18 protein-coding genes are annotated in these 15549 nt (G+C 69.2%); 4 read left to right on the top strand and 14 right to left on the bottom strand.

Annotation, left to right across the window (positions count from 1 at the left end; genetic code table 11):
• Positions 1-70 precede the first annotated feature (70 nt).
• A complete protein-coding gene (locus tag E8A49_RS08405) occupies positions 71-961 on the top strand; it encodes a phytanoyl-CoA dioxygenase family protein (protein WP_293378927.1) in 891 nt (296 codons plus the stop codon).
• A gap of 20 nt (positions 962-981) precedes the next feature.
• Positions 982-1542, top strand: a complete 561-nt coding sequence (locus E8A49_RS08400) for a hypothetical protein (RefSeq protein WP_293378924.1) — start codon at positions 982-984, stop codon at positions 1540-1542.
• Between the two features lie 6 nt (positions 1543-1548).
• Here the strand turns inward: E8A49_RS08400 and E8A49_RS08395 are convergent, their stop codons facing one another.
• The 12 genes from E8A49_RS08395 to E8A49_RS08340 all read right to left on the bottom strand — a co-directional run bounded on the left by E8A49_RS08395 (position 1549) and on the right by E8A49_RS08340 (position 11851).
• Entirely contained in the window at positions 1549-1770 is a 222-nt protein-coding gene (locus tag E8A49_RS08395) for a hypothetical protein (RefSeq protein WP_293378921.1), read from the bottom strand.
• Positions 1767-2693: a DUF5996 family protein gene (locus E8A49_RS08390; protein WP_293378918.1), complete on the bottom strand. Its 927-nt coding sequence runs from the start codon at positions 2691-2693 to the stop codon at positions 1767-1769. The genes E8A49_RS08395 and E8A49_RS08390 overlap by 4 nt, the downstream gene beginning before the upstream one ends.
• Positions 2690-3790 (bottom strand): glycosyltransferase family 9 protein, encoded by a 1101-nt coding sequence (locus E8A49_RS08385; RefSeq protein WP_293378915.1) that lies wholly within the window; start codon positions 3788-3790, stop codon positions 2690-2692. The genes E8A49_RS08390 and E8A49_RS08385 overlap by 4 nt, the downstream gene beginning before the upstream one ends.
• A gap of 88 nt (positions 3791-3878) precedes the next feature.
• The gene (gene cckA / locus E8A49_RS08380) at positions 3879-5960 is read right to left on the bottom strand and encodes a cell cycle histidine kinase CckA (protein ID WP_293379087.1); all 2082 of its coding nucleotides are present in this window, start codon (positions 5958-5960) and stop codon (positions 3879-3881) included.
• A 131-nt stretch (positions 5961-6091) separates the two neighbouring features.
• The gene (gene flhB / locus E8A49_RS08375; RefSeq protein ID WP_293378912.1) at positions 6092-7177 is read right to left on the bottom strand and encodes a flagellar biosynthesis protein FlhB; all 1086 of its coding nucleotides are present in this window, start codon (positions 7175-7177) and stop codon (positions 6092-6094) included.
• 4 nt (positions 7178-7181) lie between these two features.
• Positions 7182-7937, bottom strand: coding sequence for a flagellar biosynthetic protein FliR (fliR, locus tag E8A49_RS08370; RefSeq protein ID WP_293378909.1), 756 nt, complete (start codon positions 7935-7937; stop codon positions 7182-7184).
• A gap of 19 nt (positions 7938-7956) precedes the next feature.
• Entirely contained in the window at positions 7957-8220 is a 264-nt protein-coding gene (fliQ, locus tag E8A49_RS08365) for a flagellar biosynthesis protein FliQ (RefSeq protein ID WP_293378906.1), read from the bottom strand.
• Between the two features lie 78 nt (positions 8221-8298).
• Complete coding sequence (locus tag E8A49_RS08360; protein WP_293378903.1) at positions 8299-9858, bottom strand: ABC transporter permease/substrate-binding protein; 1560 nt, start codon at positions 9856-9858, stop codon at positions 8299-8301.
• Entirely contained in the window at positions 9855-10628 is a 774-nt protein-coding gene (locus E8A49_RS08355; protein WP_293378900.1) for an ATP-binding cassette domain-containing protein, read from the bottom strand. The genes E8A49_RS08360 and E8A49_RS08355 overlap by 4 nt, the downstream gene beginning before the upstream one ends.
• Before the next feature lie 21 nt (positions 10629-10649).
• Complete coding sequence (locus E8A49_RS08350) at positions 10650-10967, bottom strand: flagellar hook-basal body complex protein FliE (RefSeq protein ID WP_293378897.1); 318 nt, start codon at positions 10965-10967, stop codon at positions 10650-10652.
• Between the two features lie 11 nt (positions 10968-10978).
• Positions 10979-11401, bottom strand: a complete 423-nt coding sequence (flgC, locus tag E8A49_RS08345; protein WP_293378894.1) for a flagellar basal body rod protein FlgC — start codon at positions 11399-11401, stop codon at positions 10979-10981.
• Positions 11402-11419: 18 nt separating this feature from the next.
• Entirely contained in the window at positions 11420-11851 is a 432-nt protein-coding gene (locus tag E8A49_RS08340) for a flagellar basal body protein (RefSeq protein WP_293378891.1), read from the bottom strand.
• A gap of 91 nt (positions 11852-11942) precedes the next feature.
• On the opposite strand from E8A49_RS08340, the gene E8A49_RS08335 reads away from it, so the two are divergent.
• The gene (locus tag E8A49_RS08335) at positions 11943-12218 is read left to right on the top strand and encodes a flagellar biosynthetic protein FliO (protein WP_293378888.1); all 276 of its coding nucleotides are present in this window, start codon (positions 11943-11945) and stop codon (positions 12216-12218) included.
• Complete coding sequence (gene fliP, locus E8A49_RS08330; protein ID WP_293379084.1) at positions 12215-13012, top strand: flagellar type III secretion system pore protein FliP; 798 nt, start codon at positions 12215-12217, stop codon at positions 13010-13012. The genes E8A49_RS08335 and fliP overlap by 4 nt, the downstream gene beginning before the upstream one ends.
• 12 nt (positions 13013-13024) lie before the next feature.
• On the opposite strand, the gene E8A49_RS08325 is transcribed toward fliP, so the two are convergent.
• Positions 13025-13504: a hypothetical protein gene (locus E8A49_RS08325; RefSeq protein WP_293378885.1), complete on the bottom strand. Its 480-nt coding sequence runs from the start codon at positions 13502-13504 to the stop codon at positions 13025-13027.
• Between the two features lie 79 nt (positions 13505-13583).
• A complete protein-coding gene (locus E8A49_RS08320) occupies positions 13584-15548 on the bottom strand; it encodes a redoxin domain-containing protein (RefSeq protein WP_293378882.1) in 1965 nt (654 codons plus the stop codon).
• Between the last annotated feature and the right edge of the window lies 1 nt (position 15549).

Below are 15549 nucleotides of genomic sequence, written 5' to 3'. Positions count from 1 at the left end.
AGGCTCGCGCCTTGCGGGCGCCGACGCAAGGTCGGTTGCATGCGTGTAGGCATGGCGGTTCACTGGCGCGATGAGGATTCCAGACGAGAACCTGGCCGAGGTGTTCGACCGCGGCTTCACCGTGGTCGAAGGCTTCCTGGACAAGGAAACCCTGAGCGCCGCCCAGGACGCGCTCTGGGAGGTCTATCCCCGGCCGCGGGACTATTTCGCCAAACCCCGCGCCTATCCGCAGTACGCCAAGAGCCAGTTCGCGGGCCTGCGCTTCTTCCCCTATCCGTCCTGGGCGCTGAACCGCGTGGCGGTCTACCCGGACCTGATCGACGCGGCGGAGCGCTTCCTGCAAACCACCGAGATCGACTGCTACAAGGTCGAACTCTGGGCCAAGTACGCCGGCGCCATCGACTACGACCAGCACCACCACCGCGACTACGAGAACCACACCATCGTGGTCCCGCGCGCCGACCAGCTGATGCCGCAGATGACCTGCTTCATCCTGCTGTCGGACGTGACCGAGCTCGACGGCCCCACCAAGGCGGTGCCGCTGGCGAAGACCCGCGACATCCCGCTCGGGATCACCCAAACCGAGATGGGCGTCTTCTTCGAGGACGAGGTGGCCGTCACCGGGCCGGCGGGCTCGATCCTGATCTACAAGACCGACGTCTTCCACCGCGGCTCCAACTTCAAGGCGCCGCGCCGCTCGCGCTTCGTCATGCCGGTGGACTTCAAGAAGCGCGGCTGGCGCTGGCAGGGCAAGCTCGCCTGGCCCGACCGGACGCTGAACCCGGGCTGGAAGGAGGCGATGGTCGCCATGACGCCGCGCCAGCGCGACCTGTTCGGCTGGCCGCCGCCCGGCGATCCCTACTGGAACGCCCAGACCCTGAGCGACGTGGCCCTGCGCTATCCCGGCATCGACCTTTCCCCCTATGGCGCGGCCACGCCAGCGGCTAAGACGCCGGCCTGACGCGGCGAGAGGCCAACCGAGTGCTGAAATTCAACATGGGCTGCGGCCAGCACAAGCTGGCCGGCTACGTCAACGTTGACTCTTCCCCAGCGTCCAAACCCGACGAGGTGGCTGACCTGGAGCAGACGCCCTGGCCCTGGGCCGACAACTGCGCCGAAGAGGTGCGTTTCAACCATTCGCTGGAGCACATGGGCGGCAATCCCAAGGTGTTCCTGGCGATCATGCGCGAGCTCTACCGGATCTGTGCGCCCGACGCCCAGGTGCTGATCAACGTGCCCCACCCGCGGCACGACCACTTCCTGAACGACCCGACCCATGTGCGGCCGATCTCGCCGGAGACGCTGCGGCTGTTCGACCGCGAGCTGAACGAGGAGTGGGCGCGCCGCAACATCGCCAACACCCCGCTCGGCCTCTACCTCGGCGTCGACTTCAAGCTGGTCTCTTACCAGGGGTTGCTGGCCGAGCCTTATCGCTCGCGGTTCAACGCCGGCGACCTGCCGAAGGCTGAGCTCGATCACGCCGTGCGCGCCTACAACAACGTCTTCGAGGCCTGGAAGATGGTCCTGCGGGTCCGCAAGTAGCCCGCTTCAGGGCCGCGGCGCGCCGTCCGGCAGGTTCAGCCGGCGCACGGTGAGTTCGTCGACCTCAAGGCGCTTGATGCGCACCCGCCCGGCGGTGAGCGCCCCGATCGCGACCGCTCCGATCGACAGGGCGCCGATCGCCACGGCCCCCACTGCGGCGCCGGCGGCGGCCAGGCCGATCCAGGCGGCGAGCGGCAGGCGCGGTTTGGCGGGAGCCGGGTCGGTCATGCGGGGTCTCCTGAGCGTTCGAGCTCCCCGCGCGGCCAGGCGGCAAGGTCGGCGGCGGCTTCGTAGGTCGACTGGAAGAAGTCCAGCAGTACTGCGTCCGGATCGGCCGCCCCGCGCACCTGCGCATAGGGCAGGACGAACTCGCCCATGCCGGCGTCCCAGCGGGCCTCGGCGGGCCGCGCCCGGGCGGCGGCGAAGCCGGCGGGCTCCGGATAGGCGTAGGCGTAGAACAGGGGCGCGATCCCCGGGCCGCCCGGCCAGAAGCCGCAGCTCGACACCTCGTGCGAATAGGCCTCGACGCTGACCGAGGCCGGCAGCACCGCCGAGCCCGGATGCGGCGGCGCGCGCCGGCCGGAGAACCGTGTCACCGCCAGGTCGAAGCTGCCCCAGAAGAAGTGGACGGGACTGGCCTTGCCGATGAAGCGGCCGCGGAAGGCCTTCATCACCCGGTCGGCCTGCACCAGGGCGCGCCAGAACCGCTGGGCGGCGGCCGGGTCGTAGGCGCGGTGGACCTCGTCCAGCTCGAACGGGATCGGCGCCTCAATCTCGCAAGGCGTCGTCCAGATGTCGGGCGCGACGCCCAGGCGGGCAAGCGCGGCGAAGGTCTCGCGATAGAACTGCGCCACGCTGATCGGCCGCAGCGCCAGGGCTTCGCGCCGGCCGTCGCTGCAAGCGATGGAGAGCTCGTGGTCCAGGAAGTCGAACGCGATCTCGACGCCACGCCCGCCGACCGGCATCGGCGAAGTCGTCAATCCGCGGGCGTTCACATAGAGCGGCACGTGCCACCAATGGTTCACCGGCGCGGTCAGCGCCATGCGGACCTTGCCCACGACCTGGGTCCACAGGCGCAGGGTCGCGGCAGTGTCGGCCCAGTCATCATAGGCGAGCGCGGGCCAATCGTTTGGCGCGCCCGCCCCGGTCATGACGCCGGCCGGCCCAGCGCCTGATGCACCTCGGCCACGACGCTCGCCCAGTCGCCGGGCGCGGGCTGGCGGAAGATGCGGATCGACGGATACCAGGGACTGTCGGTGCGCCCGGTCATCCAGCGCCAGTCGCCCTTGTAGGGCAGGAGCAGCCAGCAGGGCTTGCCCATGGCGCCGGCCAGGTGGGCGACGGAGGTGTCTACGGTGATGACCTTTTCCAGGCCGCGCAGGATCTCGGCGGTCTCCTCCAGGTTGCGGGCGCCGGTGGCGTCGCGCTCCAGGCGGCGCACGCCCGGCAGGGACGCGAGGCCCTGGGCGATGTCCTCCGGCATGGAGCGGTTGGCGTCGTCGGGGTGGTTCGGCGCGCCGCGGGCGACGAGGCCGATGCCTTCGCCCCCTTCGCCACCCGGCAGGTAGGGCGGCTGCGGGATGTTCTCCAGCGTCGTCCCCATGCGCCAGGGCAGGCTGGCGGTCAGCACCCAGGCGTCATGCTGCGGGATGGTCACCTGGCCCTCGGCGGGAATCACCGTGCAGCCCAGGTGGCCGAAGAGCCGCGTCAACGGCGGCGGGCAGACCACCGAAACCCGCACCCCGCGCGCCATCAGGGGCGCGATATAGCGGGCGTACTGGATCTGATCGCCCAGGCCCTGTTCGGGCGCGATCAGCAGGGAGCCGACCGGCTGCCCGCGCCACTCGGGGAAGCTCAAGGCCGGCTTGCGGTTCTCGCCGGGCTTCAGCATGCGCGCTTCGTAGAGGGGCCAGCCCTCGGAATAGCGGCCCAGGCGCAGCAGCAGGAAGGCGAGCTGGCGCTGCTGCACCGGATCCTTCGGGTCGATCTTCAGCTGATCGCGATAGACCGTTTCGGCCTCCGTCCACCGGCGGCCGTCCTCCAGCAGGAGGCCGAGGTTCAGCGCCGTGGGCGAGGTCGGGCGCGTGCCCTGCAAGGTGCGGTAGAGCCGCTCGGCCTCGGCGAACCGGCCTTCGCGGTGCGCCGTCACCGCCAGGGTCCAGACCTCTGCGGCATTGAGGACCCGGGGCGCGGGCGCGGAAGGTTCGGACGCGGGCGGCGTCGGAGCGGTGGGATCGGCGGGTGGCACGGAAGGCTTTCGGCTGAGGAGGTCGCGGTCGCCGGATGTTTGGCGGCGCCGGCGCCGGAAGGCAAGCGCGGCCGCCCCCGTCCGCTCGCTAGGCGGCCTTCTGCAGTTCCTGCTTCACCCGCTCGGCCAGGGTCTTGATGTCGATCGGCTTGGGCAGGAAGGAGACGTTGGCCTCGCCCTCCAGGAGGTCGGAGAACTCGCTCTCCGCGTAGCCGGAGATGAACATCACCGGCGCCGCGCCGAGATAGCGCCGCGCCTGCTTCAGGAGGTCCGGGCCCTGCATCCCGGGCATCACCACGTCGGAGATCATCAGGTCGATGGACCCGGCGTGCGTCTCGGCCAGTTCCAGGGCCTCCTCGCCGCTCGCCGCCTCGATCACCTCGTAGCCGCGGGCGCGCAGCAGCTTGGCGGCCACGCCGCGCACGGCGTCCTCGTCCTCCACGAAGAGGATGCGGCCCGCCCCGGAGAGGTCGCGCGCCACCGGCCGCTTGGGACCTTGGGCCACGGGCGCGGGGGCGACGCCGGCCACCGGGATGTGCACCGGCAGGAAGATGCGGAAGGCCGCGCCCTCGCCGGGCTTGGAATCCACCGCGATCCAGCCGTCCGACTGCTTGACGATGCCGTAGACGGTGGCCAGGCCCAGGCCCGTGCCCTCGCCCACCGGCTTGGTGGTGAAGAAAGGGTCGAAGATCTTGTCCATCACCGCCGGCGGGATGCCCGGGCCGTCGTCGGAGACCTCGATCAACGCCTGGTCGCCCTGGGCGCCGGGATAGCCCAGGGCCTGGGCCTGTTCCTGGGTCACGCGGGCGGTGCGGATGTTCACCGAGCCGCCGCCGTGGGCGCGGACGCTGTCGCGGGCGTTGACCGCCAGGTTCATCACCGCGGTCTCCAGCTGGCCGCGGTCGGCGCGCACCTGCGGCAGGTTGCGGCCGTAGTCGGTGGTCAGCTTGACGTCCTCATAGAGCACGCGGCGCAGCAGCACCTCGAACTCGCTGATCAGCTCGCCCAGGTCGAGGATCTCGCGCTGCACGGTCTGCTTGCGCGAGAAGGCGAGCAGCTTGCGCACCAAGTCGGCGGCCCGCGTCGAAGTCTGCTTGATCTCGTTCAGCCCCTCATAGCTGGGATCGCCCACCGGATGGCGGGTGGCCAGCACGTCGAGCTGCATGAAGATGGCGGTGAGCAGGTTGTTGAAGTCGTGCGCCACGCCGCCGGCCAGCTGTCCGATGGCCTGCATCTTCTGGCTCTGGGCCAGTTGCAGTTCGATCTGCTTCTGCTCGGAGACGTCCACCAGATAGGCCACGAAACGGTGGTCGCTCTTGGAGAGATAGAGGTGGGCGATGCGCGCCGGGTCGTAGGCCAGGCGCACCTCCAGCGGGGCGCCGGAGCCCTGGCCGCTGGCCAGCTTCTGCGCGGCGTCGGCGCGGCTGGCGGGTTCGATCAGCTCGCCGAAGGCCTGGCCCTTCTCGCCGCCGCCGGCCACCGCCTTCAGGGCCGGATTGGCCTCGACGATCAAGGACTCGAAGGGGTCCTCGCCCTCCAGGAGGGCCGCGCCGAAGGGCGAGGCCGCGGCGAAGGCGTCCAACACCTTGGGCGGCGGCGGCATGGCGCCGGTGAAAGCGGTCAGGACCTCCATGGCGGCTGGCGGCAGGGCCAGCGCGCCGACGCCCGGTCCGGTCAGCCGCACCAGGAAGCGGCGCGGACCGAGTTGTGAGACCAGCACCTCGTGCTCGGCGCCGGCGGCCTTGATCGTGGCGCGGGCGGCCTCGCCCCGGCGCGCCGAGGTCATGGCGTAGAACAGGCCGGCGGCGGCCGAGCCGCCCTTCGGCAGGCGGGGGCCCAGGCCCAAGGTCGATTTCCAGGCGGCGTTGGAGGCCTGCAGCTTGCCATCCGGCGCGGCGATGGCCGCCGGTTCGCTGAGCGCGTCGACCAGCTGCTCGGCGCCCGGTTCGGCCTCGGCCGGGGCGTCGGCGGAACCGCGGAGGACAAACAGCCCCAGGCACGCCACCCCGGCCAGGCCGATCAGCAGCAGCAAGCCTGCCAAAGTGGTCGGCCCCGCGTTCATCGCCGGCGCCGCGGCGAAGGCCACGGCCATGAGGAAGAACACGACCGCGGCGGCCGTCAGCGGCTCGAAGCGCCCCTTACGGGCCTTACGGACCTGCGGTTCGGCCATGGCCTGAGACAAAGTCTCCATCTTGGAGCCTCGGCGGGCGAGGTCCGGCGAATCGGTCACGTGCATTCTCTCACAGGCGCGGGGCGGCGTACGCGGTCAGGTTACGGGACGATTGCAGGCCGGTTGCAGAACTAGCGGAGCGACTTCGCCCGCACGCGGCGCCCGGCGTTCAGGATGAAGCCGATGACCTTGGCCACAGCCTCATAGTGCGCCGGCGGAATGATCTCGTCGATCTCCACCGCCGCATAGAGGGCGCGGGCCAGCGGCGGATCCTCGATCACCGCCACGCCGGCCTCCTCGGCGATCTCGCGGATCTTGAGCGCGAGGCTGTCGAGGCCTTTGGCGACGCAGATCGGCGCGGGCGCCTCGCCGGGTTCGTAGCGCAGGGCCACGGCGTAGTGGGTCGGGTTCATCACCACCACCGTGGCCTTGGGCACCTGGGCCATCATCCGGCGCTTGGAGCGCTCATTGCGCATCTGACGCTGCTTGGCCTTGATGTGGGGATCGCCCTCGGACTGCTTGTAGTCCTCCTTGATCTCCTCCTTGGTCATCCGCATCCGCTGCATGAACCGCTGGCGCTGCCAGAGCCAGTCGGCGCCGGCCACCACCACCAGGAAGGCGATCACCGCGAAGAGCAGCCGCTTCAGGATGTCGATGACGAAACCCAGCACGGCTGTCGGCTCCATGCCGGCCAGGTTCTCGAGCTCGGTGCGATGAGGACTGAGCACCCACCAGGCGATCAGGCCGGTGATCCCGATCTTCACCAGCGATTTCAGGAAGTTCACGAAGTTGTCGATGCCAAACAGCCGCTTGAAGCCTGCGGCCGGCGACACCTTCTCGAAATTGAGGGCCAGTCTTTCCGGACTGAACATCAGGCCGGTCTGCACGAGGTTGCCCGCCACGCCGGCGGCGCAGGCGGCCAGCATCACCGCCCCCATCACCGGGGCCACGGCCAGCAGCGCCTGGCGCATGATCTGCATGCCGCCCTGGCCGTCGAAACTCATGCTGTCGGGGTCCGCCAGGAACGGCGTCATGGTCGCAATCAGGTGGCGGGAGAGGTAGCCGCCGCCCAGCACGATCACCGTGGCCGCGCCGGCCAGCGAGGCCAACGGCCCCAGGTCCGGGGTCTTGACCACCTCGCCCTTCTCGCGCGCCTGCTGGAGTTTGCGCGGTGTCGGCTCTTCTGTTTTCGACGCTGCGTCGTTCGTGTCGCTCATGCGGTCACGCGAAGATCGCCAGCAGGTCGCGGTAGTGGTCGACCCACACCATCCCGATCACCCCCAGGCTGAGCCCCAGGACCGACAGGCCGAGGAGCACCATCAGGGGCGAGACCACCAGGAAGATCTGGAACTGCGGCATCACCCGCCCGACCAGGCCGGTCGCCACATTGACGATCAGCGCGAGCGCCATCACCGGGCCGGCGAGTTGCAGGCCAAGGGCGAATGACTTCGCCACCGTCTGGATCGCCAGGGTGTTGGCGTCGGTCAGCGGGATCGGCCTGGTGAAGGGGAAGATCGTGTAGGAGCGCACGATCGCCGACAGGAACAGGTGGTGCAGGTTGGTGGTCATCACCAGGAGGATGCCCAAGAGGCCCAGGAAGGTGCCGACGCTGGTGGTCGGCTGGGCCTGGGTCGGGTTGGCGGTCTGGGAGAAGCTCAGCGTCGTCTGAATCGAGATGACTTCGCCGGTGGTGGCCAGCGACGCCATGAAGAACCGCAGGATGGAGCCGATCATCAGGCCGATGGCGGTCTCCTTGATCACCGCCAGCGCCACACCGGCCACATCGGCGGGGATCGCCGGGACCAGGGTCCCGACAATCGGATAGAGCACCAGGGCCAGGAGGACGGCGAAGGCGAGACGTATATTGACGGGGACGAAGGTCTCGCCGATGCCCGGGATCAGCATCACAACGGCGCTCAGCCGCGCGAAGATCAGGCCGGCGGCGTAGATCTGCTGGGCGGGGGCGTAGTGCTCCATGGCGGCGGCCGGCCTGCCGTCAGAGACTGGCGATGCGTTCGGCGATGTGGCGCATGAAGCCGTTCATCAACGCGCCCATCAACGGCAGGAACACCAGCAGCGAGATGAAGATCGCCACGATCTTCGGGGCGGCGACCAGGGTCGCTTCCTGGATCTGGGTCAGGGCCTGCAGGAGGCCGATGCCGACGCCCACGAGCAGGCCTACGATCAGCACCGGCGCGCAGAGCTGGATCGTCAGCCAGATGGCGTCGCGCCCGACGTCAAGAACCTCGGCGCCGCTCATAAAGACCTCTTTGAAAAACTGGATAAATCCGCGCTCTTGCGGACGTCGCCAGCATGGTCCGGCATGGTTAATGAAAGCCTACGGGCTGGGCAGAATCTGCCGATCCAGCGCCTTCGCCGCCTCGGCGGGCGAGGCCTTGCCCGCGTCACGGTCGACGCTGAGGTTGGCGGCCTGCATGACGCCCACGTTGATCTTGCCGATCAAGGGCTGCAGGGCGTCGATGAGGCGCTTGTCGTGCGCCCGCTTTGGAGAGATCAGCACCACGGCGTCATAGGGCGGGATAGCCCCCTTGGGATCGGTGAGGATCACCAGGTGGTCCGCCGCGATCCGGCCGTCGGAGGAGAAGGCGCTGATCACGTCGGCCTCGCCGCCCATCAGGGCGCGGTACATGAAGGTGGGCTGGTAGGAGCGCTTGGCCTTGAACTTCAGGCCGTAGGCGTCCTCGACCGCCTTCCACTCCGGCCGCGACAGGAACTCCAGGTCCGAGCCCAGGGTCAGCTTCGGCGCCTGGCCGGCCAGGTCGGCGATGGACGCGATCCCCAGCGCCTTGGCGCGGTCGGGGCGCATGGTCAGCGCATAGGCGTTCTCGAAGCCCAGCGAGCCCAGGACGGTGACCCCGTCGCGCCGCTTCAGTTCGGCGGTGAGCTGTTTCAGGACCTCCGCGCGGCCGGGATTGTCCTTGCGGTTGAGGACGTTGGTCCACAGGGTCCCGGAATAGTCGACATAGGCGTCGATCTCCCCGGCGGCGAGCGCGCGGTAGGCCACCGCCGAGCCCAGGTCCTCCTTGCGGCTCACCTGGGCGCCGGCCTTTTCCAGCCGCTGCGCCATCAGCTCGGCCAGGATGTACTGCTCGGAGAAGTTCTTGGCGCCGACGGTGTAGGCCTGGGTCCTGTCGAGGCCGGCGGCCAGGGGCGCGACCGCGAGCGCCACGCCGCCCACGAGGCCGCCCAGTCCGATCCACAAGAGGCGCGGACTGCGCCGCTTGGTCCCGGTCTCGATCAGACCCAGGAGTTGGTCGGTTGCCAGGGCCAGCACGGCGGAAGCCGCGCAGCCGAACAGCACGAAGACCCAGTTCTCGGTCTGCAGGCCGGCGAAGATGTAGTTGCCGAGGCTGGTCTGGCCGACCGGGGTCGAGAGCGTCGCGGCCCCGATGGTCCAGACCGCGGCGGTGCGCACGCCGGCCATGATCACCGGCGCGGCCAGGGGCAGCTCCACCCGCCACAGCCGCTGGTTCGCGGTCATGCCGACCCCGTCGGCGGCCTCTTTCACCGCGGCGTCGACGCCCAGGATGCCCGCCGCCCCGTTCCGCAGGATCGGCAGCATGGAATAGAGGGTCAGCGCCAGCAGCGAGGGCAGGAAGCCCAGCGCCGAGAAGCCGGCGCCGAAGGCCGCGCGGCTCAACGCCGAGACCGCCAGCAACAGCGGATAGAACAGCGCCAGCAACGCCAGGCTGGGGATCGTCTGGATCAGGCTGGCGACGGCCAGCAGCGGCCAGCGCAGCCGCGCGCTGCGGCTCGCCGCCACCGCCAGCGGAAGGCTGATCGCCAGGCCCAGGGCGAGCGCGCTGAAACTCAGCAGCACGTGCCAGCCCAGGTATTCGGGCAGGACGGCGAAGGCCTGGGAAAGCCGCGGACTCATGCCGCGCCGCCCAGCTTGGCGGCCAGCTTCAGCGCCTGGCGGCGCGGCGCTTCCAGAAGGGCGCGGACCTCGTCGTCGGCGGTTTGGGCCAGGAGGTCCGCGGGCGCGCCGTCCGCGACGACCGCGCCCCGGCGCAGCACCACGATCCGGTCGGCCAGCAGCACCGCCTCGGCCATATCGTGGGTGACCATCACCGTGGTCAGGCCCAGCCGCTCGTGCAGGGCGCGGTAGTCGGTCCCCAGCGCATCGCGGGTCAGGGGATCGAGGGCTCCGAACGGCTCGTCCATCAGCATCAGCTTGGGCTCGGCGGCGAGCGCCCGGGCGACGCCGACCCGTTGGCGCTGGCCGCCGGAGAGCGCCGCCGGCGCGCGGCGGCCCACTTCCAGCGGCAGGTCGACCAGACCCAGCAGGTTGGCGACCCGCCCATCGATCCGCCGCGCGTCCCAGCCCAGGAGCTTGGGCGTGATGGCGATGTTCTCGGCGACGCTGAGGTGCGGGAAGAGGCCCACCTCCTGGAAGACGTAGCCGATCTTGCGGCGCAGGAGGTGCGGATCGGCGCCGGTCACGTCCTGTCCCAGCACGCGGATCTCGCCGGCGTCGGGGCTCACCAGGCGGTTGACGGTCTTCAGGAGGGTGGTCTTGCCGGAGCCCGATCCGCCGACCAGGGCGGTGAAGCTGCCGGTCTCGACCGTAAGGCTGACGCCGGCCAGGGCAAGGACCCCGCCGTAGCGCTTCTCAACCCCCGAAAGCTCGATCGCCGCCCCGGCCATGGCCCATGGCCTAGCACGAGCTTAAACGGGCATCTGCATGATTTGCTGATAGGCGGTGATCACCTGGTCGCGGATCGCCATCACCGTCGACAGGCTTTGCTGCGCGTCGGAGACCGCGGTCACCACGTCGAGCAACTGGCCCTTGCCCTGCGACTGGGCGAGCATCTGGGCCTCGGCGGTCTTGGTGGTCTGCAGGGTGCCGGCCATCACCGACTTCAGCATGTCGCCGAAGCCGCCGCCGGCCGAGGCCGTGGGCGCGCCGATATCGCCGCCCTCGCCGGTGAGGGCGGACTTCTGGGTGCTGGCGTAGGCCTTGGCGGCCGCGAGCGCGGTCATCATGGCTTAGGATCCTACTGCTTCAAGAGGTCGAGGGTGCGCTGGTTCATGGAGCGCGACGTCTCGATGACGTTGAGGTTGGCTTCGTAGGCCCGCTGCGCGTCGCGCATGTCCATGGCTTCGATCAGCGGATCGACGTTGGGACTCTTCACATAGCCCTTGGCGTCGGCGGAGGGGTTGCCCGGGTCGTAGGTCGACTCGAAGGGCTTCTTGTCGGGCACGGCGCGGGTCATCTTCACGCCCATGCCGCCGCCGGCCATCGGGGTCGCCTGGAACACCGGCGCCTGGCGCTGATAGGGGTCGCCGCCTGGGGTCTTGGAGGTGGAGGTGGCGTTGGCCAGGTTCTCCGCGATGATCCGCATCCGCGCCTGCTGGGCGCGAAGGGCCGACACCGCGATGGACTGGGTGACGTTCGGCATGGTCGGGTCGTTGGCCATCGGTCCTTACCTCTCGTCTTAGCTGCTGCCGGGCCGCTTGACGGCCAGCTTCAGCAGCGCGTTCGCCTGCTGGTAGACGCCGACCGTCGCGTCAAATTCCATCCGGGTGTCGGTGAGCTTGACCATCTGGTCCTCGAGCACGACGCCGTTCCCGTCCAGGGTCTCTTCGGAATCGGGGGCCTTCACCGCCTTCATGCCGGGCTTCGAGCCAGGGGGCTGCATATGGCCGGGCTGGGTCACCGCCAGCGTTCCGGCCGGCGCCACGCCGGGCGTCGAGGACGATCCCTGGGCCTGCAAATGGGCCTGGAAGCTGGTGGGCTTCAGGTCGCGGGCCATGTAGCCCGGGGTGTCGGCGTTGGCGACGTTTTCGGCGATCACCCGCTGCCGCTCGGTGAGATACCCCATCCGGCCTTTCAGCATCGACAGGATTGGAACGTCGGTCAGGTCCATGGCCGGCATGGTGAAGAAACAGGGTTAACCCCGACTTAAGAGACTCGCACGTCTCTTACGCGCCTGTTCCCTGGAAGGCCGCAGAAGCGCCATGACCTTCACCGATTTCGCCCGAGCGGCTTTCGCGCTCCTCCTGACCCTGGGCCTGATCGGCCTGGCGGCGGTGGCCCTGCGCCGCTACGGCCCCGACGCGCTCGGCCGCCTGGCGATCCAGCGGAAGGAGCGGCGGCTGACGGTGGTGGAAAGCCTGGTGCTCGACCCTGCCCGCCGCCTCGTCATCGTGGCCTGCGACGGCCAGGAGCGTCTCTTGCTGCTGGGCGAGGGCCAGGTGGTGTCCCAGATCGACGTACGGAAAGGCCGCTCCTGATGCGCGAGCTCTTCAAGGCGATCCGCGCCCTGCCCGCCGAGGAATGGCGCCGCGCCGCCGGCCTGGCGGTCCTGACCACGCTCGCCACCCTCGCCTTCCCGGTCGCGGCCATGGCCCAGTCGGTGAACCTCAACCTGGGCACCGGCGGCGGCCTGACCGAGCGGGTGGTGCAGCTGATCGGCCTGATGACGGTGCTGTCGCTGGCCCCGTCCATCGTCATCATGACCACCGCCTTCGTGCGGATCATCGTCGTCCTGTCCCTGCTGCGCACGGCGCTCGGCCTGCAGCAGAGCCCGCCCAACTCGGTGATGGTCTCGCTGGCCATCTTCCTCACCGCCATCGTCATGGGCCCGACCCTGGAGAAGTCCTACAACGACGGCATCAAGCCCCTGATGAACCAGCAGATGGAGCTGCCAGCGGCGTTCAACGCCTCGGCGGCGCCGGTGAAAGCCTTCATGCTGCAGCAGGTGGACCGCGACGACCTGGGTCTGTTCATCAAGCTCTCGCGCATTCCCAAGCCCGCCACGGCCCAGGACACGCCCCTGCAGGTGGTGACGCCGGCCTTCATGATCTCGGAGCTGAAGCGCGGCTTCGAGATCGGCTTCCTGCTGTTCGTGCCCTTCCTGGTCATCGACCTGGTGGTGGCCAGCGTCCTGATGAGCATGGGCATGATGATGCTGCCGCCGGTGGTGGTGAGCCTGCCGTTCAAGCTGATCTTCTTCGTCCTGGTGGACGGCTGGCGGCTGGTCTGCGGCAGCCTGGTGCAGAGCTTCCACACGCTTCCGGGGACCTGAGCCCGCCGATCCCTACTGGGTCGGGTCCTCGAACAGGGTGAACTTGCCGCCGAGCGCGCAGAGGGTGCGGCGGCGCTCCACGCTGACCGTCGCCAGATGGCCGGGGCCGGGCTCGAAGAAGGCCTCGCCGCTCGGCCCATGCACCCGCAAGGCGGTCGGGCTGGTGAACTGGCAGACCGGGTGGGTGACGAAGCCGAAGCCGCCGGCGGTGTCGACGTCCTTGCACATCACATGTCCGAACTGGCGGGCCAGCGTCGCGCCGGCATAGTCCGTCACCCGTTCATGGGCCGCGTAGCGGCCGCGGTAGGCCTGGGCCGTCAGGCCGGGGCACGGCGGCGCGGCGCTGATCCAGCCCTGGTCGCGCTCCATCGCCCGGTGGGCCCGCCAGTTCCAGGTCAGACCCGCCGCCAGACCCAAGGCGGCGAGGCCCGCGGCCCAGGCCAGGCCGCGCGGCGCGCGCAGCTTGCGGCGTTGGCCATAGTCGAGGGGCAAAAAAATCCTCCCGGCCTCGCCCTGAGGCCGAGAGGATATTACGTCCGTAAATCATATCGTCAAACGGCGCGTGGCGCGCCTAGACGTCCGGGGTGTCGTTTTTCTGCTTGGCCATTCGGCGCGACGGCATGGCCTTGGCCAACTCCGCCGCGTCCAGCTTGCCGTCGTGGTTCGTGTCCAGCTCGTCGAACTTGGCCTGCAGGTAGGCCAGCGGCCCCTTCAGCTCGTTCTTCTCGATGAAGCCGTCGAGGTTCGAGTCCAGCGAGCCGATCATCTGCGAGGCGAACAGCTTGGACTGCAGGTCATTGCGGACGTGGGTCGTGGTCTCGTCGGCCCAGCGGTAGTTGACCCGGAAGTACATCATCTCGTCCGGGGTCTGTTCCCCCCAGGTGACGTTGCGCTTCGGGTCCGGGTTGGCCGGGTTGTGGACGGAGTTGTCGTAGACCCAGGTGGCCACCAGCTTGGTGCCGGCCTTCACCAGGATCGGCTTCACCGGGTCATAGTCCCGCTGCCAGTTGAAGTCGTATTTCGGCAGGGAGAGCAGCATGGCTTCCTTGCCGTCCGGCAGGACCTCCTTCAGCTCCACATGCGCGCCGCGGTAATGGGCGTGCGGATAGAGGGTGTAGAGGTAGGCGTCGGCCGGGAAGGTCAGGTAGGCGACCTCCTGGTGCCGGGCCTCGCCCGCCGGGATGTAGAGGGCGAAGGTGGAGATCACCGCCGAGCGCTTGATGTACTCCGGCGGGGTCTTCAGCGTGTAGAAGCCGACCTGGGTGACGTCCGTCGTCTCCTTGCCCATGGTCGTGTAGTGCATCTGGAAGTGCAGCTTGCCGCCCGCCGGCACTGGGGCGCCGGAGTTGTCGGCCATGACCTGCGGCTGGGCGCCCGGCGTGTAGGAGCCCACCGAGCCGCCGGGGATCGCCGCGGCCGGCTGGTTCGGGTCCGGCACATGGTTCGACACCACATGGTGCAGCACCCGCCGGTCGCCCGGCTTCATGGCGATGGCCTTCAGCCAGGTGTTTTCCTTGAAGGGATTGTCGATCAGCTGGTTCTGATACTCGACCAGGCCATTGGCCGGCACCTTGAACGCCGGCAGGCTGACCACAACGTCGGGCTTGCCGAGTTCAGGCGGCCATTCCGGCGCGGTCTTGCCGGCGTTGGCCAGCAGCGGATCGGGACCGTCGCCGCGCGGCGCGCCGGCCTCGATCCAGTGCACCAGGGTCTTGGTCTGCTCGGCGGTCAGGCCCTGGTCGTTCTTGAAGGCGCCGATGTGCGGATCGGCGAAATAGGGCGGCATGCGCCGGGTGCGGATGGTCTCGCGGATCATCGGGGCGAAGCCCTTGACCATGGCGTAGTTGTTCATCGCGAACGGGCCGATGCCGCCGTTGATGTGGCAGGAGACGCACTTCTCCTGCAGGATCGGGGCGACCTGGGTCGAGTAGGAGATCTTGGCGTACTCGTCGGCGTGCGCCTTTTCCGGGAAGCTGATCGGCTTGCCGGCGTTGTCGGCGACGCGGACCGCTTCCTTCTGGCCCGCGAGGAGCGCGTCCACCGCCTGGCCGGCGTGGGCGTCCATCGGGCCGCGGTAGGCCACGGTCCAGGTCTTCGGGTCAATGACGAAGACCTCGCCTTCGCGCTGCACGCCGAGCTGTTCGCCCACCAGCTGCTGCTCGTCCATCAGCACCGGGACCTTCAAGCCCTGGGCATTGGCCTCGGCGGCCACGGCGTCGCGGCTGTCGGACAGGTTGGAGTCCAGCGACCAGACGATGACGCCTTTGGACGCATAGTCGGTGTTCAGCTTCTCCAGCGCCGCCGAGGCCTGCCTCGAGAAGGCCGAGCCATTGGTGCGGCTCATCAGCACGATCGCGGGCGTGTAGCTGTAATAATAGAGGTGCTCGGCCATACGGGTGTGGTCGGTGAGCTGGAAGTCGTCCACGTGCTGGGGCGTGGCGTTCGGGGTGTCGGCGGCGAGGCCTGCCGGCGCGGCCAGCAGGCTGGCGGCGGCCAGGCCCGAGACGGCGGCGGCGGCAAAAAGGGCGCGTTTCATG

The sequence above is a fragment of the Phenylobacterium sp. genome (assembly GCF_004799515.1).
Classification (GTDB): Bacteria; Pseudomonadota; Alphaproteobacteria; order Caulobacterales; family Caulobacteraceae; genus Phenylobacterium.
The sequence above is the reverse complement of the archived record's forward strand: the minus strand, read 5'-3'. Positions and strand labels throughout refer to the sequence as shown.